At 61.8% G+C, this 25,410-nt stretch carries 33 protein-coding genes and 1 tRNA gene; 11 read left to right on the top strand and 23 right to left on the bottom strand.

All coding sequences use genetic code 11. The features are described from left to right. Positions 1-23: 23 nt before the first annotated feature. Both RHIBR816_RS0126010 and RHIBR816_RS0126005 read right to left on the bottom strand, forming a co-directional pair. On the bottom strand, positions 24-1,973 hold the full coding sequence (locus RHIBR816_RS0126010) for a PrkA family serine protein kinase (protein ID WP_018239518.1): 1,950 nt from the start codon (positions 1,971-1,973) through the stop codon (positions 24-26). A gap of 532 nt (positions 1,974-2,505) precedes the next feature. Continuing rightward, positions 2,506-2,590, bottom strand: a tRNA-Leu gene (locus tag RHIBR816_RS0126005). A 158-nt stretch (positions 2,591-2,748) separates the two neighbouring features. On the opposite strand from RHIBR816_RS0126005, the gene lipB reads away from it, so the two are divergent. Beyond that, on the top strand, positions 2,749-3,504 hold the full coding sequence (gene lipB / locus RHIBR816_RS0126000; RefSeq protein WP_026187435.1) for a lipoyl(octanoyl) transferase LipB: 756 nt from the start codon (positions 2,749-2,751) through the stop codon (positions 3,502-3,504). 11 nt (positions 3,505-3,515) lie between these two features. Here the strand turns inward: lipB and RHIBR816_RS0125995 are convergent, their stop codons facing one another. Further along, positions 3,516-4,391 carry a DMT family transporter gene (locus RHIBR816_RS0125995; RefSeq protein ID WP_018239516.1) on the bottom strand — a complete coding sequence of 292 codons (876 nt, stop codon included), beginning with the start codon at positions 4,389-4,391 and terminating at the stop codon, positions 3,516-3,518. Between the two features lie 312 nt (positions 4,392-4,703). Here RHIBR816_RS0125995 and RHIBR816_RS0125990 point away from each other — a divergent pair, with 312 nt between their 5' ends. The 5 genes from RHIBR816_RS0125990 to fghA all read left to right on the top strand — a co-directional run bounded on the left by RHIBR816_RS0125990 (position 4,704) and on the right by fghA (position 8,372). Beyond that, the gene (locus RHIBR816_RS0125990; protein ID WP_018239515.1) at positions 4,704-5,099 is read left to right on the top strand and encodes a helix-turn-helix domain-containing protein; all 396 of its coding nucleotides are present in this window, start codon (positions 4,704-4,706) and stop codon (positions 5,097-5,099) included. Positions 5,100-5,193: 94 nt separating this feature from the next. After that, on the top strand, positions 5,194-6,321 hold the full coding sequence (locus tag RHIBR816_RS0125985) for an S-(hydroxymethyl)glutathione dehydrogenase/class III alcohol dehydrogenase (protein ID WP_018239514.1): 1,128 nt from the start codon (positions 5,194-5,196) through the stop codon (positions 6,319-6,321). A 76-nt stretch (positions 6,322-6,397) separates the two neighbouring features. Next, positions 6,398-6,838 carry a YaiI/YqxD family protein gene (locus RHIBR816_RS0125980; RefSeq protein WP_018239513.1) on the top strand — a complete coding sequence of 147 codons (441 nt, stop codon included), beginning with the start codon at positions 6,398-6,400 and terminating at the stop codon, positions 6,836-6,838. A gap of 26 nt (positions 6,839-6,864) precedes the next feature. After that, positions 6,865-7,521 carry a DUF1345 domain-containing protein gene (locus RHIBR816_RS0125975; RefSeq protein WP_018239512.1) on the top strand — a complete coding sequence of 219 codons (657 nt, stop codon included), beginning with the start codon at positions 6,865-6,867 and terminating at the stop codon, positions 7,519-7,521. A gap of 17 nt (positions 7,522-7,538) precedes the next feature. Further along, entirely contained in the window at positions 7,539-8,372 is an 834-nt protein-coding gene (gene fghA / locus RHIBR816_RS0125970) for an S-formylglutathione hydrolase (protein ID WP_018239511.1), read from the top strand. Between the two features lie 33 nt (positions 8,373-8,405). On the opposite strand, the gene RHIBR816_RS0125965 is transcribed toward fghA, so the two are convergent. Next, on the bottom strand, positions 8,406-8,717 hold the full coding sequence (locus tag RHIBR816_RS0125965) for a DUF1883 domain-containing protein (RefSeq protein WP_018239510.1): 312 nt from the start codon (positions 8,715-8,717) through the stop codon (positions 8,406-8,408). A 205-nt stretch (positions 8,718-8,922) separates the two neighbouring features. On the opposite strand from RHIBR816_RS0125965, the gene RHIBR816_RS0125960 reads away from it, so the two are divergent. The 3 genes from RHIBR816_RS0125960 to RHIBR816_RS0125950 are packed head-to-tail and all read left to right on the top strand — an operon-like array spanning position 8,923 to position 11,358. Further along, positions 8,923-9,915 (top strand): RluA family pseudouridine synthase, encoded by a 993-nt coding sequence (locus RHIBR816_RS0125960; protein WP_018239509.1) that lies wholly within the window; start codon positions 8,923-8,925, stop codon positions 9,913-9,915. Continuing rightward, entirely contained in the window at positions 9,915-10,580 is a 666-nt protein-coding gene (locus RHIBR816_RS0125955) for an HAD-IA family hydrolase (protein WP_018239508.1), read from the top strand. Before RHIBR816_RS0125960 ends, RHIBR816_RS0125955 begins: the two co-directional genes overlap by 1 nt. Then, complete coding sequence (locus tag RHIBR816_RS0125950; RefSeq protein ID WP_018239507.1) at positions 10,573-11,358, top strand: ATP12 family chaperone protein; 786 nt, start codon at positions 10,573-10,575, stop codon at positions 11,356-11,358. Before RHIBR816_RS0125955 ends, RHIBR816_RS0125950 begins: the two co-directional genes overlap by 8 nt. Positions 11,359-11,402: 44 nt before the next feature. Here RHIBR816_RS0125950 and sugE read toward each other — a convergent pair whose 3' ends face one another. From sugE to RHIBR816_RS37655, 4 genes are all read right to left on the bottom strand, one after another. After that, positions 11,403-11,717, bottom strand: coding sequence for a quaternary ammonium compound efflux SMR transporter SugE (sugE, locus tag RHIBR816_RS0125945; protein ID WP_018239506.1), 315 nt, complete (start codon positions 11,715-11,717; stop codon positions 11,403-11,405). 160 nt (positions 11,718-11,877) lie between these two features. Then, complete coding sequence (locus RHIBR816_RS0125940) at positions 11,878-13,188, bottom strand: replication-associated recombination protein A (protein WP_026187433.1); 1,311 nt, start codon at positions 13,186-13,188, stop codon at positions 11,878-11,880. Next, a complete protein-coding gene (locus tag RHIBR816_RS0125935) occupies positions 13,185-14,573 on the bottom strand; it encodes a DegQ family serine endoprotease (protein ID WP_026187432.1) in 1,389 nt (462 codons plus the stop codon). Before RHIBR816_RS0125935 ends, RHIBR816_RS0125940 begins: the two co-directional genes overlap by 4 nt. A gap of 29 nt (positions 14,574-14,602) precedes the next feature. Then, positions 14,603-14,770, bottom strand: a complete 168-nt coding sequence (locus RHIBR816_RS37655) for a hypothetical protein (RefSeq protein WP_157628232.1) — start codon at positions 14,768-14,770, stop codon at positions 14,603-14,605. Positions 14,771-14,839: 69 nt separating this feature from the next. Between RHIBR816_RS37655 and msrP the strand changes: the two genes are divergently transcribed. Continuing rightward, a complete protein-coding gene (gene msrP / locus RHIBR816_RS0125930) occupies positions 14,840-15,778 on the top strand; it encodes a protein-methionine-sulfoxide reductase catalytic subunit MsrP (RefSeq protein ID WP_018239503.1) in 939 nt (312 codons plus the stop codon). Between the two features lie 2 nt (positions 15,779-15,780). After that, the gene (gene msrQ / locus RHIBR816_RS0125925) at positions 15,781-16,443 is read left to right on the top strand and encodes a protein-methionine-sulfoxide reductase heme-binding subunit MsrQ (RefSeq protein ID WP_026187431.1); all 663 of its coding nucleotides are present in this window, start codon (positions 15,781-15,783) and stop codon (positions 16,441-16,443) included. 42 nt (positions 16,444-16,485) lie between these two features. Here msrQ and rplQ read toward each other — a convergent pair whose 3' ends face one another. From rplQ to rplX, 15 genes are all read right to left on the bottom strand, one after another. Further along, the gene (gene rplQ, locus RHIBR816_RS0125920; protein ID WP_018239501.1) at positions 16,486-16,911 is read right to left on the bottom strand and encodes a 50S ribosomal protein L17; all 426 of its coding nucleotides are present in this window, start codon (positions 16,909-16,911) and stop codon (positions 16,486-16,488) included. Between the two features lie 44 nt (positions 16,912-16,955). Further along, on the bottom strand, positions 16,956-17,966 hold the full coding sequence (locus tag RHIBR816_RS0125915) for a DNA-directed RNA polymerase subunit alpha (protein WP_018239500.1): 1,011 nt from the start codon (positions 17,964-17,966) through the stop codon (positions 16,956-16,958). A 103-nt stretch (positions 17,967-18,069) separates the two neighbouring features. Then, positions 18,070-18,459: a 30S ribosomal protein S11 gene (gene rpsK, locus RHIBR816_RS0125910; RefSeq protein WP_003536496.1), complete on the bottom strand. Its 390-nt coding sequence runs from the start codon at positions 18,457-18,459 to the stop codon at positions 18,070-18,072. A 229-nt stretch (positions 18,460-18,688) separates the two neighbouring features. Next, positions 18,689-19,057 (bottom strand): 30S ribosomal protein S13, encoded by a 369-nt coding sequence (gene rpsM, locus RHIBR816_RS0125905; protein ID WP_014328076.1) that lies wholly within the window; start codon positions 19,055-19,057, stop codon positions 18,689-18,691. 232 nt (positions 19,058-19,289) lie between these two features. Then, positions 19,290-19,868 (bottom strand): adenylate kinase, encoded by a 579-nt coding sequence (locus RHIBR816_RS0125900; protein ID WP_018239499.1) that lies wholly within the window; start codon positions 19,866-19,868, stop codon positions 19,290-19,292. Next, positions 19,865-21,205 (bottom strand): preprotein translocase subunit SecY, encoded by a 1,341-nt coding sequence (gene secY / locus RHIBR816_RS0125895; RefSeq protein WP_018239498.1) that lies wholly within the window; start codon positions 21,203-21,205, stop codon positions 19,865-19,867. The genes RHIBR816_RS0125900 and secY overlap by 4 nt, the downstream gene beginning before the upstream one ends. A gap of 237 nt (positions 21,206-21,442) precedes the next feature. Continuing rightward, positions 21,443-21,916 carry a 50S ribosomal protein L15 gene (gene rplO / locus RHIBR816_RS0125890; RefSeq protein ID WP_018239497.1) on the bottom strand — a complete coding sequence of 158 codons (474 nt, stop codon included), beginning with the start codon at positions 21,914-21,916 and terminating at the stop codon, positions 21,443-21,445. 14 nt (positions 21,917-21,930) lie between these two features. Continuing rightward, positions 21,931-22,134, bottom strand: coding sequence for a 50S ribosomal protein L30 (gene rpmD / locus RHIBR816_RS0125885; protein WP_003536508.1), 204 nt, complete (start codon positions 22,132-22,134; stop codon positions 21,931-21,933). 12 nt (positions 22,135-22,146) lie between these two features. Then, the gene (rpsE, locus tag RHIBR816_RS0125880) at positions 22,147-22,716 is read right to left on the bottom strand and encodes a 30S ribosomal protein S5 (RefSeq protein WP_018239496.1); all 570 of its coding nucleotides are present in this window, start codon (positions 22,714-22,716) and stop codon (positions 22,147-22,149) included. A 127-nt stretch (positions 22,717-22,843) separates the two neighbouring features. Continuing rightward, the gene (gene rplR / locus RHIBR816_RS0125875) at positions 22,844-23,206 is read right to left on the bottom strand and encodes a 50S ribosomal protein L18 (RefSeq protein WP_018239495.1); all 363 of its coding nucleotides are present in this window, start codon (positions 23,204-23,206) and stop codon (positions 22,844-22,846) included. A 12-nt stretch (positions 23,207-23,218) separates the two neighbouring features. Continuing rightward, positions 23,219-23,752, bottom strand: coding sequence for a 50S ribosomal protein L6 (gene rplF, locus RHIBR816_RS0125870; RefSeq protein WP_018239494.1), 534 nt, complete (start codon positions 23,750-23,752; stop codon positions 23,219-23,221). Positions 23,753-23,791: 39 nt separating this feature from the next. Next, positions 23,792-24,190, bottom strand: coding sequence for a 30S ribosomal protein S8 (gene rpsH / locus RHIBR816_RS0125865; RefSeq protein WP_018239493.1), 399 nt, complete (start codon positions 24,188-24,190; stop codon positions 23,792-23,794). A gap of 12 nt (positions 24,191-24,202) precedes the next feature. Then, the gene (gene rpsN / locus RHIBR816_RS0125860) at positions 24,203-24,508 is read right to left on the bottom strand and encodes a 30S ribosomal protein S14 (RefSeq protein ID WP_012707764.1); all 306 of its coding nucleotides are present in this window, start codon (positions 24,506-24,508) and stop codon (positions 24,203-24,205) included. A 34-nt stretch (positions 24,509-24,542) separates the two neighbouring features. Next, positions 24,543-25,100: a 50S ribosomal protein L5 gene (gene rplE / locus RHIBR816_RS0125855; protein ID WP_018239492.1), complete on the bottom strand. Its 558-nt coding sequence runs from the start codon at positions 25,098-25,100 to the stop codon at positions 24,543-24,545. Further along, on the bottom strand, positions 25,093-25,404 hold the full coding sequence (rplX, locus tag RHIBR816_RS0125850) for a 50S ribosomal protein L24 (RefSeq protein ID WP_018239491.1): 312 nt from the start codon (positions 25,402-25,404) through the stop codon (positions 25,093-25,095). The genes rplE and rplX overlap by 8 nt, the downstream gene beginning before the upstream one ends. Positions 25,405-25,410 lie beyond the last annotated feature (6 nt).

The following is a 25,410-nucleotide window of genomic DNA, read 5'->3' as shown; positions in this document are numbered from 1 at the left end:
GCTGCCCCCTGCTAACCGCGCCCTTAACCTGCTTTGTTCACCCGCATGTACCAGTCGACCAATCGACGCACCTGCCGTTCGGTGTATCCGCGCTCCTTCATGCGCTGGACGAATTCGACATGCTGCTTCTCGGTCGCGCTGTCCTTCTTGGAACCGAAGCTGATAACCGGCAGCAGGTCCTCGACCTGACCGAACATGCGTTTCTCGATGACTTCCCTGAGCTTTTCGTAGCTCGTCCAGGACGGGTTGCGGCCGTGATTCTTGGCACGGGCCCGCAGCGTGAACTTGACGACCTCGTTGCGGAAGTCCTTCGGGTTGGCGATGCCCGCCGGCTTCTCGATCTGCGACAGCTCGCTGTCGAGGATCTTGCGGTTGAGGATCTGACCCGTATCGGGATCCTTGAAGTCCTGGTCTTCAAGCCATGCGTCGGCATAGGCGATGTAGCGGTCGAAGAGGTTCTGGCCGTATTCGCTGTAGGATTCCAGATAGGCTTTCTGGATCTCGTGGCCGATGAACTCCGCATAGCGGCTGGCGAGCTCCGACTTGATGAAGTCGAGATAGGCGGCTTCGGTTTCCTTGGCGAACTGCTCGCGCTTGATGGCCTGTTCTATGATGTACATCAGGTGAACCGGATCGGCGGCGACCTCCTTCGTATCGTAGTTGAAGGTCTCCGACAGAACCTTGAAGGCGAAGCGCGTGCTGACGCCCGTCATGCCTTCGTCGACGCCGGCGGCGTCACGATACTCCTGAACCGATCGTGCCTTCGGATCGACATCCTTGAGGTTCTCGCCGTCATAGACACGCATCTTCGTGTAGAGCGACGAGTTTTCGTGGGGGACGAGCCTTGTGGAGACCGTAAAGCGGCTGAGGATTTCCAGCACTTCCGGCGAGCAGGGATTGTTGAACAGCTCGCTTTCGCGGAGAAGCTTCTCATAGATCATCTTCTCCTCGGTGACGCGCAGGCAATAGGGAACCTTGACGACGAGGATGCGGTCGAGGAACGCTTCGTTGTTTCGGTTGTTCTTGAACTGGAGCCATTCCGATTCGTTCGAATGCGCCAGGATCGTACCCTGATACGGGAAGGCACCGAAGTTCTCCGTACCGTTGTAGCTGCCTTCCTGGGTCGCAGTCAGAAGCGGGTGGAGGACCTTGATCGGGGCCTTGAACATCTCGACGAATTCGAGCAGCCCCTGTGTGGTCCGGTTCAGACCGCCGCTATAGGAATAGGCATCCGGATCCGCCTGGCTGTAGTTCTCGAGTTGGCGGATATCGACCTTGCCGACCAGCGAAGAGACGTCCTGGTTGTTTTCGTCGCCGGGTTCCGTCTTGGCAATGGCCACCTGACGCAGCCGCGACGGCGTCAGCTTGACGACACTGAATTTCGATATGTCGCCGCCGACCTCGTCGAGCCGCTTTGCCGCCCAGGGCGAAATCAGGCCGGTCAGCCTTCGCCTTGCAATGCCGTACTTGTCTTCCAACAGGTCGGCCATGCGCTCGGGATGAAACAGGCCCAGCGGAGACTCGAAGACCGGGCTGATCTTGCCGTCGACCATCAGTGTATAGATCGGCCGCTGTTCCATGAGCTTCTTCAGCCGTTCCGCAAGCGACGACTTGCCGCCGCCGACGGGCCCAAGGAGGTAGAGTATCTGCTTGCGCTCTTCGAGGCCCTGAGCAGCGTAGCGGAAGTAACCGACGATCCGCTCGATCGTGTCTTCCATGCCGAAGAAATCGGAGAAGGCCGGATAGATCTTGATGGTTCGGTTGGCGAAGATTCGGCCGAGGCGCTCGTCAGCGCTGGTATCGACGAGGATCGGTTCTCCGATGGCATCCACCATCCGCTCCTGCGCGGTGGCGTACATACTCTTGTCGTCGCGACATGCGAGGAGATATTCCTGTAGACTTATCTCTTCTTGCGCTGCACTCGAATAGATCTCCGAAAAGAGGTCGAAGACGTCAGATTCACTCCTTTGCATCGTGCTCTCCCGCGGCAAGCCGCTTGGTTGAACCGGGATCGCTGCCTGTCGGCTATTGCTTCAAGTGAACGGTTTGCTGACTTCAAAGTTCCTTCTTAACCGGCACTGTAAACGGATGCCGAAGCAGCAGCTCACGACGACATCCGCACATCAGTTCGGGACCGATCGATCGGCGCCTCTACAAGGATCGAGGACGCCATTCCGCAAGACTCGTCGCTCTGTCACCCCATCATGCCGGCGCTTCTCGCGAATCCGTCATGACAATAGGAGCATAACTAAAACCCGGCCATTCGCCGACTTTTTTTTAGGATTTCACGAATTTAGCGGTAAACAATGTTGTGTAGAGACGGTGACATCGTGAGTAGCCTGACCGGACACACACTAACAAGTCTGGAAGAGAAACGGCGCCCATATGTACGAGAGGAAGCTGCGGCGGCCCCGGCGGCCGAGCCTGTCGAGAAGCCCGTTTGCCGCCCTCGGACAAATAAAAACCCCGCCAAACCATAGGTTTACGGGGGTTCTTTAAATTCGATGGTGCGGTCGAGAAGACTCGAACTTCCACGGGTTGCCCCACAGCGACCTCAACGCTGCGCGTCTACCAATTCCGCCACGACCGCATCGTGGTAGGTGCCGATTGCGTCGGCGGGGCTGCATGTAGCAAAAGGATTCGGGGTGCACAAGGGTATGGCGTCAGAAATTTGACGGGAAATGGAACTATTTACGCGCCCCCTCCGCGAAGCGCTGGAAACGCTGGACTCTTGCCGCGCACGGCCCCATTTACAGGCCGGAAAATCATCAATGCAGGCCCCCCATGCAGCGTGAGACTCTCAGCCAGACCATGTTCGCTCCAGCGGAATCGCCACCGGTGCGCTGGCGCATCGCCCCCTCCCTTGTCGATTATCCACAGGCGGTCGAAACAATGGAGCGGGAGGCCGCCGCGATTGCGGACGGCACCGCCGACGAGCTCGTCTGGCTGGTCGAGCACCCGCCCCTCTACACGGCGGGGACGAGCGCTAATGAAACGGACCTGGTGATGCCCGGACGCTTCCCAGTATTTGCGACCGGTCGCGGCGGCGAATACACCTATCACGGCCCGGGACAGCGGGTCGTCTATGTCATGCTCGACCTGAAGCGCCGCCGCCAGGACGTTCGCGGTTTCGTCGCTGCCCTCGAAAGCGTCGTCATCGGAACTCTCGCTTCGATGAACATCAAGGGAGAACGGCGGGAGGACCGCGTCGGCGTCTGGGTGCGCCGCCCGGAAAAGTTGCCGCTCATCGACGGATCGACGGCCGAAGACAAAATCGCCGCCATCGGCATCCGGTTGCGCAAATGGGTAAGCTTCCATGGCTTCTCGCTGAACGTCGATCCGGATCTCGACCATTTCGGCGGAATTGTGCCCTGCGGCATTCGGGACTTTGGCGTGACCAGCCTTGTCGATCTGGGCCTGCCGGTGATGATGTCCGACGTAGATATACGGATCAGGGAAGCGTTCGAACAGGTGTTCGGTCCGACGCGCACCGACAACGAATAACCGGAAGCGCGTTAATTCGGCGGCCGCTTTCCTCTTTCACGCCAGATGATGAACAGTCCGGAGCCGACAATGATGGCAATGCCGAGCCATCGCGAGGGCGTCGGAAAGTCGCCGAAGACAAGGTAGCCGAGGGCCGTCGCGGAGACGATCTCGAAATAGTGGAACGGCGCCAACAGCGACAGCGGCGCCAGGCGGAATGCCTTCACGACGAGGAGATGGCCGTAGCCCGAAATCGTGCCCAGGGCGATGACGAGGATCCAGCCGACGCCCGATCGCGGCAGCGATGGCTCGAAGTCGACAGCGCCCAGTCCATTGCCGATCGCGATGACGGCCACCATGAAGAGCGTACCGCCGACACCGGCGACCGTCTGCATGGCAAGTGGCGAGTCGGCACTGCCGACCGCGCGGTTGAGGAAGAGATAGCAGGCGAACAGGAAGGCGCAGACCATCGGTAGCAGCGCCGTCAATCCGAAGACGGCAAAGCTCGGCTGGATAACGATCATCGCGCCGCCGAAACCAACGGCAATCGCCGTCCACCGGCGCCAGCCGACCTTCTCCCGCAGGATCAATGCCGAAAGGCATGTCAGGATGAAGGGCTCGACGAAATAGATTGCGAATGCGTCGGCAAGCGGCATGTATTTCACGGAAACGAAAAAGAGCAGCGCCGCCCCCGCAAGCAGCACGCCGCGCAGCAGGTTGGGCCAAAGTCGCTTCGGATAGATCGCCCGCAAGCCTCCGGCCGTCAGCAGCAGCGGAACGATCGAGACGAGTTGAAAGAAGAAGCGATAGAAGGTCACCTGCCCAGGCGACATGCCCTCGTGAACCGCCATGTATTTCGCGATGGCATCCATGCAGGGCAGAATGATCATGGCAAACAGCATGATCATCACACCCTGCATAACCGCACTGCTTTGGGGAGCAGCCACTTGTGCGTTTTCGTTCACGAGCAAGATTTCCAGAATGGGTGCTGAACGTCGTTGCCGACCCTAACCCGTTTTATCGCTGTTTCAACGTCCTCGTTGAATGGGCCGTGGACAGGGGATCGATCGGCGGCTAGCCGCATTTGACCGTGTTTATGCCGCTTCGGAATGCTCTGCCCCCGGGGGAAAGCCTATAGACTTACACTCGCCTTCGCTCATAGCCGGCAAGTCAGCCGCCGTCGAGCCACTGAAGGTGTCAGGTCAAGAGGAGAGCGAGCCATGCGCTTATCCACCGAAACCGTGATCGCGCGCCTGCGCCAGACAGGAGACGGCGACACGCTGGGCGGCCGTATCTGGAGAGCGCGCGACGCGGCAAAGCTTTCGATCAGGGAACTGGCAGGCAGGATCGGGGTGCGCAGCGAGACGATATCCTCCTGGGAACGCGACCGCGCCGAGCCCCGCACAAACCTGCTTTTCATGCTCGCCGGAGCACTCGGCGTCACGCCGGCCTGGCTGGTTACCGGGACCGGGCGCGCCCCTGACGAGGCCCCGGCCCCTTCGCAGGTCGCGCTTCGCGAACAGCTCGAGATCGTCAAAAGGCTCCACGCGCAGACCGCAGAGGCGATTGCAGTGCTCGAAGGCGAGCTCGAACGGATCGAGGAAATTATCCGCTAAGTCATGCAGTTTTCAGCTTACGCGCGGCGCCTGTCGTTGTATTGACGGTTGCAGTGCGATCGCCGAACAGTTGCGATTTCGAGGGAGAAGAGAGATGGACGTACGTGCCGCCGTGGCCGTTCAGGCCGGCAAGCCGCTGGAAATCATGACCGTACAGCTCGAGGGCCCGAAGGCCGGCGAGGTGCTGATCGAGGTCAAAGCGACCGGCATCTGCCACACCGACGACTTCACCCTGTCGGGTGCCGACCCCGAGGGGCTGTTTCCGGCGATCCTCGGCCATGAGGGCGCCGGCATCGTCGTCGATGTCGGCCCCGGCGTCACCTCGGTCAAGAAGGGCGACCATGTGATTCCGCTCTACACGCCGGAATGCCGGTCCTGCCCCTCCTGCCTGTCCCGCAAGACCAATCTTTGCACCGCCATCCGCGCCACCCAGGGGCAAGGGCTGATGCCGGACGGCACGAGCCGCTTTTCGATCGGCAAGGACAAGATCCACCACTATATGGGCTGCTCGACCTTCGCCAACTTCACCGTCTTGCCGGAGATCGCCGTCGCCAAGGTCAACCCGGACGCCCCCTTCGACAAGATCTGCTATATCGGCTGCGGCGTCACCACCGGCATCGGCGCGGTGATCAACACCGCCAAGGTGGAGATGGGCTCCACCGCGGTCGTCTTCGGTTTGGGCGGCATCGGTCTCAACGTCATCCAGGGGCTTCGCCTTGCCGGCGCCGACATGATCATCGGCGTCGATCTGAACAACGACAAGAAGGCCTGGGGCGAACGCTTCGGCATGACCCATTTCGTCAACCCGACGGAGATCGACGAGGATATCGTCGCCTATCTCGTCAACCTGACGAAGCGCGGCGCCGACCAGATCGGCGGCGCCGACTACACCTTCGACTGCACCGGCAATGTGAAGGTGATGCGCCAGGCGCTCGAGGCCTCGCATCGCGGCTGGGGCAAGTCGGTGGTGATCGGGGTGGCCGGCGCCGGCCAGGAGATTTCCACCCGGCCGTTCCAGCTTGTCACCGGCCGCTCCTGGATGGGCACCGCGTTCGGCGGCGCCCGCGGCCGCACCGACGTGCCGAAGATCGTCGACTGGTACATGGAGGGCAAGATCGAGATCGACCCGATGATCACCCACACGATGCCGCTCGAGGAGATCAACAAGGGCTTCGAGCTGATGCATTCCGGCGAAAGCATCCGTTCGGTCGTGCTCTACTGAGCTCACATCATGAATCAGGGAAGCGCCGGAACCAATTGAAATCCGGCGCTTTCCGCGGCTGCAGCGAATCGCAATCATGATCTATGTCGATGCCGATGCCTGCCCGGTGAAGGCGGAAATCCTCAAGGTTGCCGAACGCCACGGCTTCGAAGTCACCCTTGTCGCCAATTCGGGCCTGCGGCCTTCGCGTGACCCGATGGTGCACAACGTCATCGTCTCGGCCGGCTTCGACGCCGCCGACAATTGGATTGCCGAGCACGCGGGCGAAGGTGACATCGTCATCACCGCCGACGTTCCGCTTGCCGGGCGCTGCGTCATCGCGGGCGCGCTCGTCACTGGCCCTACCGGCCGCGTCTTCGACAAGACGAACATCGGCATGGCTTCCGCGATGCGCGACCTTGGTGCCCACCTGCGGGAGACGGGCGAAAGCAAGGGCTACAACGCCTCTTTCTCCGCGCGAGACCGCTCTGCCTTTCTCGAAACTCTTGACCGGCTCTGCCGTCGCGTCAAAAGGTGAGCGCGGAACGGCAGTGTGAGTGGCGAATGACATCAAATCGGCTGAGACATTGGCCATTCTACCTGGCGCTCACCGGTGCCCTTGTCAGTGCGCCGGTGGGCCATGCGCTGTTTCGCGATCAGGCGATCGAGGTCGCCGCCATTGTCTTCTTCTGCATCTACCTGACGATAACGGCCTTCCGGCTGCCCAAGCTAACCGGCGGTTATCTCGCGGCGAATGCACGCGACACCGGCGAACCGGAACCTGTCATCTTCCTCGTGACGCTTTCGGCGGCAGCGATCTCGCTGGTTGCGCTGTTCGTCGCGCTCAATCGCACCGGGGACGGCGGCGCGGTCGAATTGACCCTCGCCTTCGCCTCGGTCACCCTTGGATGGGCAACCGTCCATACGATGGCGGCGCTGCACTATGCGCATCTCTACTGGCTTGCGAACCGTCGAGCCGACGGCAGCAATCCGGCGTCGCGGGGCCTTGCCTTTCCGGAAACGGACGCGCCCGGCGGTTACGACTTTCTCTATTTTGCCTTCGTCATCGGCATGACCGCGCAAACCTCCGACGTCGCCATCACCACGACGGCAATGCGACGCGTCAACCTGATGCATGCGGTCGTGTCGTTCTTCTTCAACACGGTGCTGGTTGCAGCCGCGGTCAATGCCGCGGTTCAGCTTGCGGGCGGCACTCCATGAGTACAGGGAGCATTTCGATGAAGATCATCTCGCAGAACACTGCCTTCGGCGGCATGCAGGGCGTCTTCGCCCATGACTCCAAGGCCTGCAAGGGCGAAATGACCTTCGCCGTCTATGTGCCGCCGCAGGCGACCAGCGAGCCGCGCCCGGTCCTTTGGTATCTCTCCGGCCTCACCTGCACCCATGCCAACGTCATGGAAAAGGGCGAATACCGCCGCCTGGCGTCTGCGCTCGGACTGATCGTCGTCTGCCCGGATACCAGCCCGCGCGGAGCCGACGTGGCCGACGAGCTGACGAATTGGCAGATGGGCAAGGGCGCCGGATTCTATCTCGATGCGACGCAGGAGCCCTGGGCCGAGCACTACCGGATGTACAGCTACATCACTGAAGAACTTCCGGCCCTCATCCGCGAGCAGTTCCGCGCCGACATGGACCGACAGGGCATCTTCGGCCATTCGATGGGCGGCCACGGCGCGATGACGATCGCGCTCAAAAACCCCGGGCGCTTCAGGAGCTGCTCCGCCTTCGCCCCGATCGTGGCGCCGTCTTCCGCCGATTGGTCGGTCGGCGCCTTCGAGAAATATCTCGGCGCGGACAAAGCCGCATGGCGAAAATACGACGCCTGCGCGCTCGTCGAGGACGGGGCACGCTTCCCGGAATTCCTGATCGACCAGGGCAAGGCGGACGGCTTCCTCGATAACGGCTTGCGGCCGTGGCTCTTCGAAGAGGCGGTAAAGGGCACCGGCATCGGCCTCACGCTTCGCATGCACGAGCGCTACGACCACTCCTATTACTTCATCTCGACCTTCATGGACGATCACCTGAAGTGGCACGCGGAGAAACTCGGCTGAGACACCCGTCGTTGGCCGATCTCGGGCTCTCGCTCAGGACGCCGGCTGAAATCGCGGCTGGCCGGCAGATTCGATGACGCGCACGCTCGATTCCGCAAGGCCGTGATGGCCTTCGGTGTCGATCACGAGATGCCAGTGCGCGGTCTCCGGGATCGTCATCCGCAGCGGCGACTTCCGCGCCGCGCCACCAAAAAACTGATGCTTCAGCGTCTCCGTGTAGCGCGTGAAGTTGACATCGGTCATCAGGCGAACATTGGCAACTGCCGACAGAGTGATCTCGATGCGCGTGCCGGCCCTTTGCACCTTCAGATCGTAGTGCGTGTAGTTCAGTGCTTGCTTCGCCATCGCCACCGACCGGGTCACATATAAGACATCGCTACGACAGTAGCGGTGGGCGCTTAACGAATGGTGTTGCAGACCATGCGGGGGCGGCACCACGCCTTTTCCCTCCCCCGCCGTTCTTTTGCGGCCTACGGTCCTCGCCGGACTGGCCCTGATGGCCGCAATGGTCTAAAGCCACGCCTTGAAGAACTGGAAGCGGACCGCGGCAATGGCAGGCATAGAACACAGGCAAGTGGACGGCGACGAGGCGGGCATGCGCCTCGACCGCTGGTTCAAGGTGCATTTTCCCGGACTGGGTTTCGGGCCGCTGCAAAAATTGCTGCGCTCCGGCCAGATCCGCGTCGACGGCGCGCGGGCGAAATCCGATACGCGCGTGCAGCCCGGCCAGACGATCCGCGTTCCGCCGCTTGGCGTCGACGCCAAGGATGTGAAGTCGGGGCCGATCGCCGGGCGGGACCTGCGCCACTCCTCCGATGGAGAACTGCTGTCGCGCATGGTGCTGCACGAGGATGCCAAGGTCATCGTGCTCAACAAGCCGGCGGGCCTGGCCGTCCAGGGCGGCTCGGGCGTCAACCGGCATGTCGACAAGATGCTCGAGGCCTGGACGAGCCAGAAGGGCGAGAAGCCGCGTCTGGTCCATCGGCTGGACCGGGACACGTCCGGCGTGCTCGTCATTGCCAGGACGCGCGGCGCCGCACAGCACTTGACCGCCGCCTTTCGAGAGCGCGACACAAGGAAGATCTACTGGTCGCTGGTCAAGGGCGTTCCGCGCAAGCGCGAGGACCGTATCTCCACTTGGCTCGTCAAGGAGCAGACCCCGGACGGCGACCGGATGCGGATCGCCAAGCACGGCGACGACGGCGCCGACCACGCCATTTCCTACTATCGGATCATCGAGCAGGCCGGCCAGAACCTCGCCTGGCTGGAAATGGAACCCTATACCGGCCGCACGCATCAGCTCCGCGTCCACGCCGCCCATATCGGCCACCCGATCATCGGCGACCCGAAATATTTCGAAGCGGACATCAACTGGACCTTCCCCGGCGGCATCCAGAACCGCCTGCATCTGCATGCCCGCTTTATCGACATCCCCCATCCGAACGGCGGCCGGCTGAAGGTTACCGCCCCCTTGCCGCCGCATATGGTGCAGAGCTGGAACCTGCTCGGCCTCGACGAGAACGCCGCCGGCGAGGACGAGTGATGAAGCTGGTGCTCTTCGATTGCGACGGAACGCTGGTCGACAGCGCCGGCCTTATCCATGAGGTGATGAGCCGTACCTTCGAGGCTTTCGATCTCCCCCGGCCGGAGGCGTTGGCGACGAGGGCGATCATCGGGTTGACGCTCGACATCGCGATCGCGCGCCTGTTGGGCCAGGACCACATCGACCCGCGCGCCACCGCGATGACGACACATTACAAGGGCATTTTCAGTTCGGTGCGCAGTGAACAGGTCTATCAGGAAGCACTGTTTCCCGGCATTGCAGAGATGGTGCAGACCCTGGCCGCCAGGGAAGAACTGTTGATCGGAGCCGTGACCGGAAAGTCGAGGCAGGGTCTCCGGCACATCGCCGCGACCCACGGCTTCGACAAGCTCTTCTTCGTCTCGCGGACGGCGGACGACTGCCCGTCGAAGCCGCATCCGGCGATGGTGATGGAGTGTTGCGCCGAGGCCGGTGTCGACCCGAAAGACACGATTGTCATCGGCGACGCGATCTACGATATGCAGATGGCAAAGGCGGCCGGGGCCGGCGCCCTCGGGGTTTCCTGGGGCTATGCCAGCGTTCCGGCGCTGGTCGAGGCCGGCGCCGACCACATCGCCCATGTACCGGCAGATATCATCGAATGGATGGGATTGAACCATGCCTGATATTCGCGACGAATTGAGCGGAGCACTCAGCCACGAAGATCCGGTGCGCCGCGCTCAGATCCAGATGCAAAAGCCGGTGGCAAAGCGTTTCTACAAAACCGTCGGCGTCGCCGATGCCGAGGGTGGCGGGCACGCGGTGCTTCTCGACGGGCGGCCCCTTCGCACGCCCGCGAAGCGGCCCCTTGCCGTCCCGACGCTGAAGCTCGCCGAACTCCTGGCGGCAGAGTGGGACGCGCAAACCGATATCATCGACCCCTCGGCCATGCCGCTGACCCGGATCGTCAACACGGCCATCGACGGCGTGGCGCTCGACCAGCGCGCTGTCTTCGACGACATCCTCCGGTTCGCCGGCACTGACCTTCTCTGCTATCGCGCCGACAGCCCCGCCGGACTTGTGGAACGGCAGAACGCGATCTGGAACCCCATTCTTGATTGGGCCGCCCAATCGCTCGGCGCCCGCTTCATCCTTGCCGAGGGCGTCATCCACCAGGAACAGCCGCGCGAGGCGATTTCCGCCTATGCGGAAGGCTTGCGCGCCTTTGCGACGCCGCTCGGCCTCGCCTGCCTGCACATGGTGACCGCATTGACCGGCTCGGCTTTGCTGGCGCTCGCCATCGGCCTGGGCCGGCTCTCGGCCGAAGAGGCCTGGTCGGCCGCCCATGTCGACGAGGACTGGCAGATCGAGCATTGGGGCACCGACGAGGAGGCCTTCCAACGGCGCGAGAATCGCTGGCAGGAAATGCAGGCGGCCACCGCTGTCCTCGACGCGTTGAGGTAACGCGATAGAGCCGCCTGCCGTAACGGTAGACGCCTCATCTAAAGTTATGCGGCAAGCTTCAGGCCGGCAATGCCGGCGACGATCAGGCCGATGCAGCCAAGGCGCGCGACGGTCATCGGCTCGGCGAAGAGGATGATGCCGAGCACGACGGTGCCGATCGTGCCGATTCCGGTCCAGACCGCATAAGCCGTGCCGAGAGGCAGCGTGCGAACAGCAAGTCCAAGCAGGGCGATGCTCAGAATCATCGAGCCGACCGTGAGCACGGTCGGCGTCAGCCGCGTAAACCCGTCGGTGTATTTGAGGCCGATTGCCCAGCCGATTTCGAGAAGTCCGGCGAGAAGCAGAGTGAACCAGGCCATGTCAGGCTCCTTCATCTGGAGCGAGGCCGTCCCCGCGGATGTTCGGGCCGATCAGGATCGCGCCCGTGCAGCCGTCTGCAACATGGTCTCTGTGCCACAGGGCGGCCCGCGCAGCAAGAGCCCGGAGGGCAGACCTGCCCTGCACAGGCGGCACGGCTCGTCATGAATTTCGCTCGCGGCGAAGTTTCGCCCACCATTCGAGCCGCTTGCGGATATCCCGTTCGAAGCCGCGCTCCGGCGGGTCGTAGAAAGTCTTCCTGCCCATCTTCTCGGGAAAATAATCCTGTCCGGAAAAAGCATCCGGCTCGTCGTGGTCGTAGCGATAGCCCTCGCTGTAGCCCTCGCCCTTCATGAGCTTGGTCGGGGCATTGAGAATATGCTTCGGCGGTAGCAGCGAGCCGTTTTCCTTGGCCGCACGCATTGCGCCCTTGTAGGCCGTATAGAGCGCGTTCGACTTGGGCGCCGTGGCGACATAGACGCAGGCTTGCGCCAGCGCCAGCTCTCCCTCCGGCGAACCGAGATAGTCATAGGCATCCTTGGCGGCGTTGCAGATCACGAGGGCCTGCGGATCGGCAAGACCGATATCCTCTATCGCCATGCGCACCAGTCGCCTGCCGATATACAAAGGATCCTCGCCGGCATCGAGCATACGGCAGAGATAATAGAGCGCCGCATCCGGGTCGGAGCCGCGAACCGACTTGTGCAGCGCCGAAATCAGATTGTAGTGGCCGTCCTGGCTCTTGTCATAGACCGGCGCGCGGCGCTGGACGATATCGCGCAGCGCTTCGGCGTCGAATATCTCGTCCTTGCGTGCCGCCCGCCAGACCTCTTCGGCAAGCGTCAGCACGGCCCGGCCGTCGCCATCCGCCATCCGGATCAGGCTCGCCCGGGCGTCCTCGTCGAGCGGCAACGGCTTGCCCTCGGTCTGCTCCGCCCGCTTCAGAAGTTCCTCGAGGCTCGCCTCGTCATGCGGCTTGAACGTCAGCACGCGCGCTCGCGACAGGAGTGCGGCATTGAGCTCGAAGGACGGATTCTCGGTGGTTGCGCCGACCAGGATGACCGTGCCGTCTTCCATGACCGGCAGAAAACTGTCCTGCTGAGCGCGGTTGAAGCGATGAATCTCATCGACGAAGAGCAATGTCTGCCGGCCCGACATGCGCCGCGCACGGGCGGACTCGAACACCTTCTTCAAGTCGGCGACGCCCGAAAAGATCGCCGAGATCTGCTCGAAGGCGAGACCCGCCTCCCCGGAAAGCAGCCGGGCGACGGTGGTCTTGCCGGTGCCCGGCGGTCCCCAGAAGATCATCGAGCCGAGCGACCCCGCAGCGATCATCCGCGTCAGCGCGCCGTCCGCGCCAGTCAGGTGTTCCTGGCCGGTCACTTCGGCGAGCGTGCGTGGCCGCAGCCGATCGGCCAGCGGTCTGGCGGAGGCCATCTCAGGCGGCTCAGTGGGGGAAAAGAGATCACTCATCGGAAGAATTGCCGGATGACCTGGCCGTCGCGCTCGATCTCGACGCGCCAGAACGATGCGTCTTCGGCCACGACGCTTTCCAATGCCTTCGAGTTGTCGATGGCCGTTCCATTGACGGAGCGTACGATATCTTTCGGTTCGAGGCCAATGCGCGCCGCCGGCGAGCCGCGGTTGACCTCGGTGACGACGACGCCCTTGAGCGACGTCGGCATGCGCAGTTCATCGGCGAGACGCGGCGAAAGATTGGCGACGACGGCGCCGGCAAAGGGGTTCCTCCCCTCGATCAGACGTTCGTCGCGCGGCGCGGTTTCCGGCGCCTGGTCCAGCTTCAGGGTGATTTCGTGCGTTTCACCGTGTTCGCTCACCGTCACGCGCGCCTCATGGCCGATGCCGACTGTCGTCAATCGGTAGCCGAGGGCATCCGGATGCTCTACCGAAATACCGTTGACAGCTGTCACCACCTGTCCCGGTTTCATGCCGGCATTTGCCGCCGGTCCGTCCGACTGGACGGCCGTCACCAGCGCGCCACGCGCGCGATCAAGGCCGAGGGCCTCGGCGACATCGGAGGTGACCGGCTCGAAGGTCGCGCCGACGAAGGGACGGACGAAGGAGCCGCCACCGCCTTCCGCGGATGCCACGAAGACCTTCACCAGATTTGCCGGTATCGCGAAGCCCACGCCGTTCGAGCCGCCACCCCGCGAGAAGATCGCGGTGTTGATGCCGATCAGTTCGCCCTTCATATTGATAAGGCCGCCGCCGGAATTGCCCGGATTGATCGCCGCGTCGGTCTGGATGAAGAAACCGAAATCACCATTGGAGATCTGGTTGCGGGCAAGCGCCGAGACGATGCCGCTGGTCACCGTCTGCCCGACCCCGAACGGGTTGCCCATCGCCAGCACCAGGTCGCCGACTTCGACCGCGTCCGAATCGCCGATCGGTATGATGTCAAAGGGACCATCCGATTCGATTTTCATCACCGCCAGGTCGAGGCGATCGTCTTTTAGCACGATTTTACACGGGTACTCACGCCCGTCGGCGAGTGCCACCTTGATGTCGTCGGCCCCCTCGATGACGTGATTGTTGGTGACGACGATGCCGTCGCGGCGGACGATCACGCCCGAGCCGAGCGACGACTGCTTTTCCGTGCGGTTCGGCATGCGCTGGCCAAAGAATTCCTCGAAGAAGGGATCGACCGATCGCCGCTCGACGACCCGCTCGGCATAGACATTCACCACCGCATTGGCGGTCTGCTTGACCAGCGGCGCGAAGGAGAGCTGCATTTCCGTGTGGGATTGCGGAATGGTCTTGGCGTCCTGCGCTGCGGCCGGTGCCGACATGGCTATTGCAATAACAAGAGCCGACAGGGCTCGACGGCCAAAAATCATGAAGCATTCTCCCTTTCATTGCCGCTAGTTCAGATAGGATTTCGCAACAAAAAAGGCAAACGCGAGGCTGCCGCCCGGTGATCAAGCACGCTCACGATTTCGGACGGTTTTTCAGGCTTTTGCCGCGCTCCTTCCACGAAATCGTCGCAACGCTTTTCCTCCTCACGCACCGTGCACGAAAACGTGGTCTCCTCCATCTTTTCCAGTGATCGAATCTCTGGTCATCTTGGCGGAAATCAGCTTTCAACCCTTGTCGAGGAAGCATCATGCCCGCTTACCGCCCGCCGCGGATCGCCGCATCCGAAATTACCCCGGAGCCATTCTTCCTCGATCGCCGCCGCTTTCTCGCCGCCGCAGGCGGCCTTGTTCTCGGTGGGGCCGGCCTGGCCGATGCGGCTGAGCTCAAGGCTTCGGGCAGTCGTTACAAGGTCGAGGAGACCCTGACACCCGAAAAGGACGTGACCACCTACAATAATTTCTACGAGTTCGGCACCGGAAAGGGCGATCCCGCCGCCAATTCGGGCGGCTTCAAGCCAGCGCCCTGGCGGGTCAAAGTCGACGGCCTCGTCGGCAAGCCGAAGGAGTTTGGCCTCGAGGAACTGCTGGCCTTTCCGCTCGAAGAGCGAACCTACCGAATGCGCTGCGTCGAAGCCTGGTCGATGGTGATCCCCTGGGTCGGCTTCCCGCTAGCCGGCCTTCTCGACATGGTCGAGCCGCTCGGCAGCGCCAAATATGTCGCGTTCGAAACCGTGGTGCGGCCCGAAGAGATGCCCGGCCAATCCGGTTACTTCCAGCCGCTGCCCTGGCCCTATCGCGAGGGCTTGCGGCTCGACGAAGCACGCCATCCCCTGACGATTCTCTCCGTCGGCCTTTATGGCAAGACGTTGCCGAACCAGAACGGTGCGCCGATAAGGCTGGTGGTCCCGTGGAAATACGGTTTCAAAGGAATCAAGTCGATCGTGCGAATCTCGCTCACCGAAACCGCGCCGCCCTGCACCTGGAACCTCGCCGCGCCGGACGAATACGGATTCTATGCCAATGTGAATCCGGCGGTCGATCACCCGCGCTGGAGCCAGGCAACGGAAAACCGGATCGGCGAAGGCGGCTTCTTCGGCTCCAATCGCCGCGATACGCTCCGCTTCAACGGTTATGCCGATGAGGTCGCGGGGTTGTATTCCGGCATGGACCTCAGGGTAAACTTCTGATGATGGCCCTCGTACCCGCCTTGCCCAAACGCTTCCACGGCCCCTCCGTCTGGGCGCTCTACGCGCTCGGTTTCATTCCCGCGGCATGGGCGTTCTATCTCGGTGCGACCGGCCGGTTACCCGGCAATGCGGTCAAGGAGTTCGAACATCTGCTTGGCCTGTGGGCGTTGCGCTTCCTCGTGGCGACGCTGACGATCACACCGCTTCGCGATCTCTTCGGCCTGAATTGGCTCCGATACCGCCGCGCCCTCGGTCTGCTCGCCTTCTATTACGTTCTGATGCACTTTACCGCCTATATGCTGCTCGACCAGATGCTGCGCATCCCGGCGATCCTCGCCGACATCGCCCGCCGCCCCTTCATAACCATCGGCATGGCGGCCCTCGTCATGCTGATCCCCCTGGCGCTCACCTCCAACAATTGGTCGATCCGCAAGCTTGGTCAGCGATGGAACAAGCTGCACCGGCTCGCCTATGTGATCGCCGCCGCCGGAGCGCTGCATTTCGCGATGGCCGTCAAAGTCGTCGGGCTCGAGCAGATGCTCTACATTTTTCTCGTCGCGCTGCTGCTTGCCTGGCGCGCGGTGCGGACGCCCTTCCTGCGCTGGAGGCGGCAACGAGCCACCGTGGCGCGACCCCAACCGGCCACGCAAAAAGCGGCCGGGTGAAACTCACCCGGCCGCCTCGAACTGATTGGGCAGTTGCCCTGATCAGGCTGCTTCAACGGCTTCCGCTTCAGCGGCGACGCGAGCGCGATCCTTTGCGCCCTTGGCATCGACGTCGCGGTCAACGAACTCGATGACGGCGAGCGGGGCATTGTCGCCCTGGCGGAAGCCCGCCTTCATGATGCGCAGGTAGCCGCCGTTGCGGGTGGCGTAGCGCGATGCGATCGCGTCGAACAGCTTCGAGACAACCGCAACGTCGCGGATCTGCGAGATCGCCTGGCGGCGGGCATGCAGGTCGCCGCGCTTGCCGAGCGTGACGAGCTTCTCGACGATCGGACGGATTTCCTTGGCCTTCGGCAGCGTCGTTACGATCTGCTCGTGCTCGATCAGCGAAGCTGCCATGTTGGCAAACATCGCCTTGCGGTGGCTGGCGGTTCTATTCAGCTTGCGGCCGGCTTTACCGTGGCGCATGGCTATTCTCCTTTACTTGCAGGCATCCGCCCGCAGTCTAATGGTTAGTATTGGTCTTCGTAACGCTTGGCGAGATCTTCGATGTTCTCAGGCGGCCAGGACGGCACTTCCATGCCGAGGTGCAGGCCCATGGAAGCGAGAACTTCCTTGATCTCGTTGAGCGACTTGCGACCAAAGTTCGGCGTCCGGAGCATTTCTGCTTCGGTCTTCTGAATGAGGTCGCCGATATAGACGATGTTGTCGTTCTTCAGGCAGTTGGCCGAACGGACGGAGAGTTCCAGTTCGTCGACCTTCTTGAGAAGCGCCGGGTTGAAGGCGAGCTCGGTGACTGCCTCTTCCTCGGTTTCCTTCTGCGGCTCGTCGAAGTTGACGAAGACCGACAGCTGGTCCTGAAGAATGCGGGCGGCAAACGCAATCGCGTCCTCGCCCGTGACGGAGCCATCGGTCTCGATGGACATCGTCAGCTTGTCATAGTCGAGAACCTGACCTTCGCGGGTGTTCTCAACCTTGTAGGACACCTTCTTGACCGGCGAGTAGAGGCTGTCGACCGGGATGAGGCCGATCGGAGCATCTTCCGAACGGTTGCGCTCAGCCGGAACGTAGCCCTTGCCGTTGTTGACAGTAAATTCCATGCGGATTTCCGCGCCCTCGTCGAGGGTGCAGATCACGTGGTTCGGGTTGAGGATCTCGATATCGCCAACCGTCTGGATATCGCCGGCGGTCACGACGCCCGGGCCCTGCTTGCGCACGACCATGCGCTTGGAATCGTCGCCATCCATCTTGATGGCGATTTCCTTGATGTTGAGCACGATGTCAGTCACATCTTCCCGGACGCCCGGGATAGAGGAGAACTCGTGCAGGACGCCGTCGATCTGCACCGCGGTGACCGCAGCACCGCGCAGCGACGACAGAAGCACGCGACGAAGCGCGTTGCCGAGGGTCAGACCGAAACCGCGCTCAAGCGGTTCCGCGACCAGCGTTGCCTTGGTGCGGCCGGAGGAGGTGAAATCCACCTTGTTCGGCTTGATCAGTTCCTGCCAATTTTTCTGGATCATGTTTTCTGCCTTCCGTTCGTTGCCACCATCCAATCGTGGCAACCGAGCCCCGAAGTCCGGGAGAGCGCGTCCGCGCCCTCACCGGAATCCTGAATACAAATGATCAGACGCGGCGCTTCTTGCGCGGACGGCAGCCGTTGTGCGGGATCGGCGTCACGTCGCGGATCGACGTGATCATGAAGCCCGCGGCCTGCAGCGCGCGAAGGGCGGATTCACGGCCGGAACCCGGTCCGCAAACTTCCACTTCCAGCGACTTCATGCCGTGTTCCTGAGCCTTCTTGGCGCAATCTTCGGCGGCGATCTGAGCGGCGAACGGGGTCGACTTGCGCGAACCCTTGAAGCCCTTTGCACCGGCGGACGACCAAGCAATTGCATTGCCCTGTGCGTCGGTGATGGTGATCATCGTGTTGTTGAACGACGAATTGACGTGCGCGACGCCAGACGTGATGTTCTTGCGCTCGCGGCGGCGAACGCGGGTGGCTTCCTTGGCCATAGGATCCCTTTCTTAGATCTCTGCACCGCCGTAATTCCAGCGGCTCCACCGGGAAAAGGATTGGTCGTCCCCTGCCCTGCATCTTCAAATTTCACGAGACCGGCCTGCCGGTGCCGCGATACTTTCGCTGAACCGCGAACGGCTCCGCATAGGTCCGGCATACGCCTTTCCCAAACTGCAAAAGGAGGCCGGCGCGGACGCCAGCCTCCCGCTTTCCCTTTTCGGGAAATTACTTCTTCTTGCCGGCGATCGCCTTTGCCGGACCCTTGCGGGTGCGGGCATTGGTGTGCGTACGCTGACCGCGCACCGGCAGGCCGCGACGATGGCGCAGGCCGCGGTAGCAGCCGAGATCCATCAGACGCTTGATGTTCATCGAGGTTTCGCGACGCAGGTCACCCTCGACCTGATAGTCACGGTCGATCGTTTCACGGATCTGAAGAACCTCAGCATCCGTCAACTGATGCACGCGGCGATCAGCCGGAATACCGACCTTCTCGATGATTTCCTGTGCGAATTTCGTGCCGATCCCGTGAATATACGTCAGCGCGATGACGACGCGCTTTGCCGTCGGGATGTTGACGCCAGCGATACGTGCCACGTCTATTCTCCTTGCGTTCCAGTTGCCATCCGGCAATAGGTGCTTCGTTACGCGACCTCGAAGAGCCGCACGTTGATTGAGGTTCGAGACACGTCAAAAACGACCGTACCCGGACTTCGTTCTTTTGAAGACCGCGCCGATCGCTTCTCATGTCGCGAGTTGACGCTGTCTTTGGAGGAATCACCCGGAAAAGTCAACTCCCCGGCGCTTCCATTTTGGCAAGGACGACAGTCTATGCCAGAATCTTCTCTATCTCGGCAGTGACCGCTTCCACGCCCGCCATCCCGTCCACGGTCTTCAGTTGACCGATGCGGGCATAGTGGTCCGAAAGCGGAGCCGTCTTTTCCCGGTACTCCGTCAAGCGGCGCCTGAAGGCCTCGGGATTGTCGTCGGAGCGCACCGTACCGCCGGCGGCGACGGTTTCCGCTACGCGATTCTCCATGCGCCGCACAAGGGCGGCCTCGTCGACTTTCAGTTCGATGACCGCGTCGAGCTTCAGGCCCTTGGTCTCGAGCATCCGGTCAAGAGCAATCGCCTGGGGAACGGTGCGCGGATAGCCGTCGAGAATGAAGCCCTTGGCGCAGTCCGGTGCGTCGACGCGGTCCGAGACGATTTCATTGACGATTTCATCGGAGACCAGCTGGCCGGCATCCATCACCGCTTTCGCGCGCTTGCCGACCTCGGTCGCCTGGGCAACGGCGGCCCGGAGCATGTCCCCTGTGGAGAGCTGCGGGATGCCGTATCTCTCCGTCAGAAGCTTGGCCTGCGTACCCTTGCCAGCGCCCGGCGGTCCCAAAAAAATAAGTCTCATCGTCCCCTCTTTCCTCCGCGCAGCTTCGACTTCTTGATCAGCCCCTCATACTGCTGGGCAATGAGGTGACCCTGGATCTGTGCTACCGTATCAAGGGTCACGCTGACAACAATCAAAAGCGACGTACCACCAAGGTAGAACGGCACGCCTGTCTGAGAGATGAGAATTTCGGGCAGGATGCAGACGAAAATCAGATAGATCGCGCCGATGACGGTGATGCGCGTCAGCACGTAGTCGATGTACTCGGCCGTGCGCTCGCCCGGGCGAATGCCCGGAATGAATCCGCCATGCTTCTTCAGATTGTCGGCTGTGTCCTTCGGATTGAAGACGATCGCCGTATAGAAGAAGGCGAAGAAGGCGATCATCGCACCGTAGAGAACCATGTAGAGCGGCTGGCCATGGGCAAGCGCGCTGACGATTGCCGTCGCCCAGCCCGGCATGGTCGCCGTATTGGCGAAGCCGGCAAGTGTGGCGGGCAGCAAGAGCAGCGACGAGGCAAAGATCGCCGGGATCACACCGGAGGTGTTGAGCTTCAGCGGCAGGTGCGAGGTGTCGCCCTGGAACATGCGGTTACCGACCTGGCGCTTCGGATATTGAATGAGCAGGCGGCGCTGCGCACGCTCGACGAAGACGATCAGCGCGATGACCGCGACCACCATGACGATGATCGCCAGGATAAGCGGCGTCGAAAGGGCACCGGTGCGGCCGAGTTCCAGCGTTCCGGCCAGGGCCGTGGGCAGATGCGCGACGATGCCGGCGAAGATGATCAGCGAAATGCCGTTGCCGATGCCGCGCGAGGTGATCTGCTCGCCGAGCCACATCAGGAACATCGTGCCGCCGAGCAGCGAAATGACGGTCGAGATCCGGAAGAACCAGCCCGGATCGTTGACGAGGCCGCTACCGCTCTCGAGGCCGACCGCAATGCCGTAGGCCTGCATCGCGCCGAGCAGCACCGTGCCGTAGCGGGTATACTGGTTGATGACCTTGCGGCCTTGCTCGCCTTCTTTTTTCAGCTGCTCGAGCGCCGGAACGACCGACGTCATCAGCTGCACGATGATCGAGGCGGAGATATAGGGCATGATGCCGAGCGCGAAGATCGCCATGCGCTCCACCGCTCCGCCCGAAAACATGTTGAAGAGGCCGAGGATACCGCCGGACTGGCCCTGGAAGGCCTGGGCGAACGCACTCGGATCGAGACCTGGCAGCGGGATATAGGTGCCAAGACGGTAAACCAGAAGCGCACCGAGGGTGAACCACAGCCTTTTCTTCAGATCTTCCGCTTTGGCGAAAGTCGAGAAATTCAGGTTCGAGGCGAGCTGTTCCGCTGCAGAAGCCATGCAATTCTCCGCGTGCCAAGTCTCGGAAACAGCGGGAGAAACCCGGTCCGTTCCGGCAAGAGTAAGTCTTCATCGTTGAAAACCGGGCGCGAGGCGATTGTCGCTGCAATCGGATGCCTCACCGTGGTTTCCGTTGTGTCCCGTCGCGGCAAGTGATTCGCCGTCCCTGGACGTGAGGCTCACATATGGGAGCAAAACCGCCCGGCGTGAAGCACCCCGGGCGGTTGATCAGTCATATTATTCCGCAGCCGCGGCTGCGAGCAGCTTGATGGAGCCGCCGGCCTTTTCGATCTTCTCGACGGCCGACTTGGAGGCGCCGGCGACTTCGAGCGAAACCTTCGCCTTCAACTCGCCGCCTGCGAGAACGCGAACGCCGTCCTTGGCACGGCGGATAACACCGGCAGCCTTCAGAGCGGCAGCGTCAACGGTCTTCGAAGCATCGAGCTTCTTGGCGTCGACGGCAGCCTGGATGCGGCCGACGGAGACGACAACGAACTCCGAAGCGAAGATGTTGTTGAAGCCGCGCTTCGGGAGACGGCGGTAGATGGGCATCTGGCCGCCTTCGAAGCCGTTGATGGCAACGCCCGAACGCGCCTTCTGACCCTTCACGCCGCGGCCGGCGGTCTTGCCGGAACCGGAGCCGATACCACGGCCAAGACGCTTGCGGTTCTTGGTCGCGCCTTCGTTGTCCTTGATTTCATTTAGTTTCATTTCTGGAATCCCCCTCACTTCTCGTCGACGACGCGAACGAGGTGCTGGACGGCCCGGATCATGCCGCGAACGGCCGGAGTGTCCTCCAGCGTGCGAACCCGGTGCATCTTGTTGAGGCCCAGGCCGACAAGCGTCTGACGCTGTACGGCCGGACGGCGAATGGGGCTACCAATCTGCTCGACGGTAACCGTCTTCTTGGCAACTTCTTTCTTAGCCATCTGTCAGCTCCCTTATTCTTCGGAAGCAGCGCCGGCGGCAACGCGACGGGCCTGGAGCGTGGCGTATTTCATGCCGCGCTGTGCCGCGATGTCCTTCGGGTGCATCTGGTTCTTGAGCGCGTCGAAGGTTGCCCGAACCATGTTGTAGGGGTTCGACGAACCGGTCGACTTGGCGACGACGTCGTGAACGCCGAGCGTTTCAAAGACGGCGCGCATCGGACCGCCGGCGATGATACCGGTACCGGCCTTGGCCGAGCGCAGCAGCACCTTACCGGCGCCGTGACGGCCGTTGACGTCGTGATGCAGCGTGCGACCGCCGCGCAGCGGCACGAAGATCAGGTCGCGCTTGGCGGCTTCGGTTGCCTTGCGGATGGCTTCCGGCACTTCGCGTGCCTTGCCATGGCCGAAGCCGACGCGGCCCTTCTGGTCGCCTACGACGACGAGAGCGGCGAAACCGAAACGACGACCGCCCTTCACCACCTTGGCGACGCGGTTGATTGCGACGAGCTTGTCGACAAATTCGCTGTCGCGCTCTTCGCGGCTCTGGCGATCTTCGCGAGAACCTCTTTTTTCTTGTGCCATTGTCCTCTTCCTTTTTCTTTTCCGGGTGCAATCGGCAGATTGACGAAAGTCGCCTCGTACGAGCCGAAGCGACCGGGGGTAATGCGAGGCGATATCCGCCCGGACATCTCTGCCCGGGCGGTGAACATCAGAAGTTCAGGCCGCCTTCGCGAGCTGCCTCGGCCAGCGCCTTGACGCGGCCGTGGTAGATGAAGGCGCCGCGGTCAAAGACGACGTCCTTGACGCCTGCCTTGGAAGCCCGCTCGGCAAGGAGCTTGCCGACGGCAGCGGCTGCTGCCGTGTCGGCGCCGGTCTTCAGCGACGACTTGAGGTCTGCCTCGAGGGTCGAGGCAGCGGCAAGCGTCTTGCCGGCAACGTCATCGATGATCTGCGCATAGATGTTCTTCGACGAGCGATGAACCGACAGGCGCGGGCGGCCATTGGCGACCGCCTTGATTTGACGGCGCACGCGGCTGGCGCGACGCACAAGAGTATCTTTCCTGCTAGCCATTTCGCGTGATCCTTACTTCTTCTTGCCTTCTTTGCGGACGATCCGCTCTTCGGCATACTTGACGCCCTTGCCCTTGTAGGGCTCGGGGCCGCGGTATTCGCGGATTTCCGCGGCTACCTGGCCGACCTGCTGCTTGTTGATGCCGGAAACGATGATTTCCGTCGGCTTCGGCACAGCGATCGTGATGCCTTCCGGCGTCTGGTAGACGACGTCGTGGCTGAAGCCGAGCGCCAGCTGCAGGTTCTTGCCCTGCATCGAAGCACGGTAGCCGACGCCGTTGATTTCGAGCTTGCGCTCGTAACCGTCCTTGACGCCCTTGAAGATGTTCTCGATCATGGTGCGGGACATGCCCCACTTTGCACGAGCATCCTTGGTTTCACTGAGCGGCTGAACGACAACCGCATTGTTTTCGAGCTTCACCGAAACTTCGTCGTTTGCGACGAAGAACAGTTCGCCCTTCGGGCCCTTTGCCGTTACCTTCTGGCCATCAACGTTTGCCGTGACGCCTGCCGGAACCTGAACGGGCTTCTTACCGATACGAGACATTTTTATACCTGTCTGTTCGCTATGGAGATCTGCCCGGTCTTAGAAGACCGAGCAAAGAATCTCGCCACCAACATTCTGTTCGCGTGCCTGGTGATCGGCCATCACGCCTTTCGGGGTCGAAAGGATGGTGATGCCGAGGCCGTTCGCGACCTGCGGAATAGACTTGACCGAGACATAGACCCGGCGGCCCGGCTTGGAGACGCGCGAGATCTCACGGATCACGGAAGCGCCTTCGTAGTATTTCAGTTCGATGTTCAGCTCGGCCTTGCCGTTGCCAAACTCGACTTCAGAGTATCCGCGGATGTAACCTTCGGACTGAAGGACATCCAGAACGCGCGCGCGGAGCTTGGAAGCCGGCGTGGACACGCTCGACTTGCGGCGAGCAGCGCCGTTGCGGATACGGGTGAGCATATCGCCCAAAGGATCAGTCATTGCCATGTACCCGTCTCCTTACCAGCTCGACTTGACGATGCCCGGCACCTTGCCGAGATTGCCCAGTTCACGAAGCGCGATACGCGACATGCGCAGCTTGCGATAGTAGGCGCGCGGGCGGCCGGTCACTTCACAACGGTTGCGGATGCGGGTCTTCGAGCCATCGCGGGGCAGTTCTGCCAGCTTCAGGGTGGCCTTGAACCGCTCTTCGATCGACAAAGACTGGTTCATGATGATTGCCTTGAGGGCCGCGCGCTTAGCGGCTTGTCCGGCAACCAGTTTGCGGCGGCGCTTGTTCTTTTCAACTGCGCTCGTTTTCGCCATAACAGTTATCCTTCTTTACGCTTGTCGTTACGGATTACTGACGGAACGGGAAGTTGAACTCTGCAAGCAGAGCGCGCGCTTCGTCGTCGTTAGTTGCCGTCGTGCAAACGATGATGTCCATGCCCCACATCTGATCAACCTTGTCGTAGTTGATCTCAGGGAACACAATGTGCTCCTTGACGCCCATGGCAAAGTTGCCACGACCATCGAAGGACTTCGGATTGAGGCCGCGGAAGTCGCGAACCCGCGGAAGAGCGATGTTCACGAGACGATCGAGGAACTCATACATCCGAACGCCGCGCAGGGTAACCTTGGCACCAATCGGCATGCCTTCGCGCAGCTTGAAGCCGGCGATAGAGTTGCGGGCGCGGGTGATCACCGGCTTCTGGCCGGCAATCGCGGCGAGGTCGGCCGCTGCTACGGACGGCTTCTTCGAGTCGCCCGTGGCTTCGCCAACACCCATGTTGATGACGATCTTGTCGAGACGCGGGATCTGCATTTCGTTGGCGTAGGAGAACTTCTCCTGCATCGCCTTGCGGATGCGCTCTACGTATTCCTTCTTGAGCCGCGGCTCATAAGCGGTCTTAGCCATCGATCACTTCTCCCGAACGCTTGGCCACGCGGACCTTCTTGTCACCATCGATCTTGAAACCGACGCGGGTCGGCTTGCCGTCCTTCGGATCGGCCACCGCGATGTTCGAAAGGTGGATCGGGGCTTCCTTGTTGATGATGCCGGCTTCCTGGCTCTGGGTCTGGCGCTGGTGACGCTTCACCATATTGACGCCACGCACGACAGCCTTGTCTTCCTTCGGCATGACCTGGATGACTTCGCCGGAACGGCCCTTGTCCTTACCGGTGAGTACGACGACCTTGTCGCCCTTGCGAATCTTTTGCATCTCTCA

This window comes from Ensifer sp. BR816 (assembly GCF_000378985.1).
In the GTDB taxonomy this organism is placed as follows: domain Bacteria; phylum Pseudomonadota; class Alphaproteobacteria; order Rhizobiales; family Rhizobiaceae; genus Sinorhizobium.
Note: the sequence above shows the minus strand (reverse complement) of the source record. Positions and strands in the feature narration are given on the sequence as shown.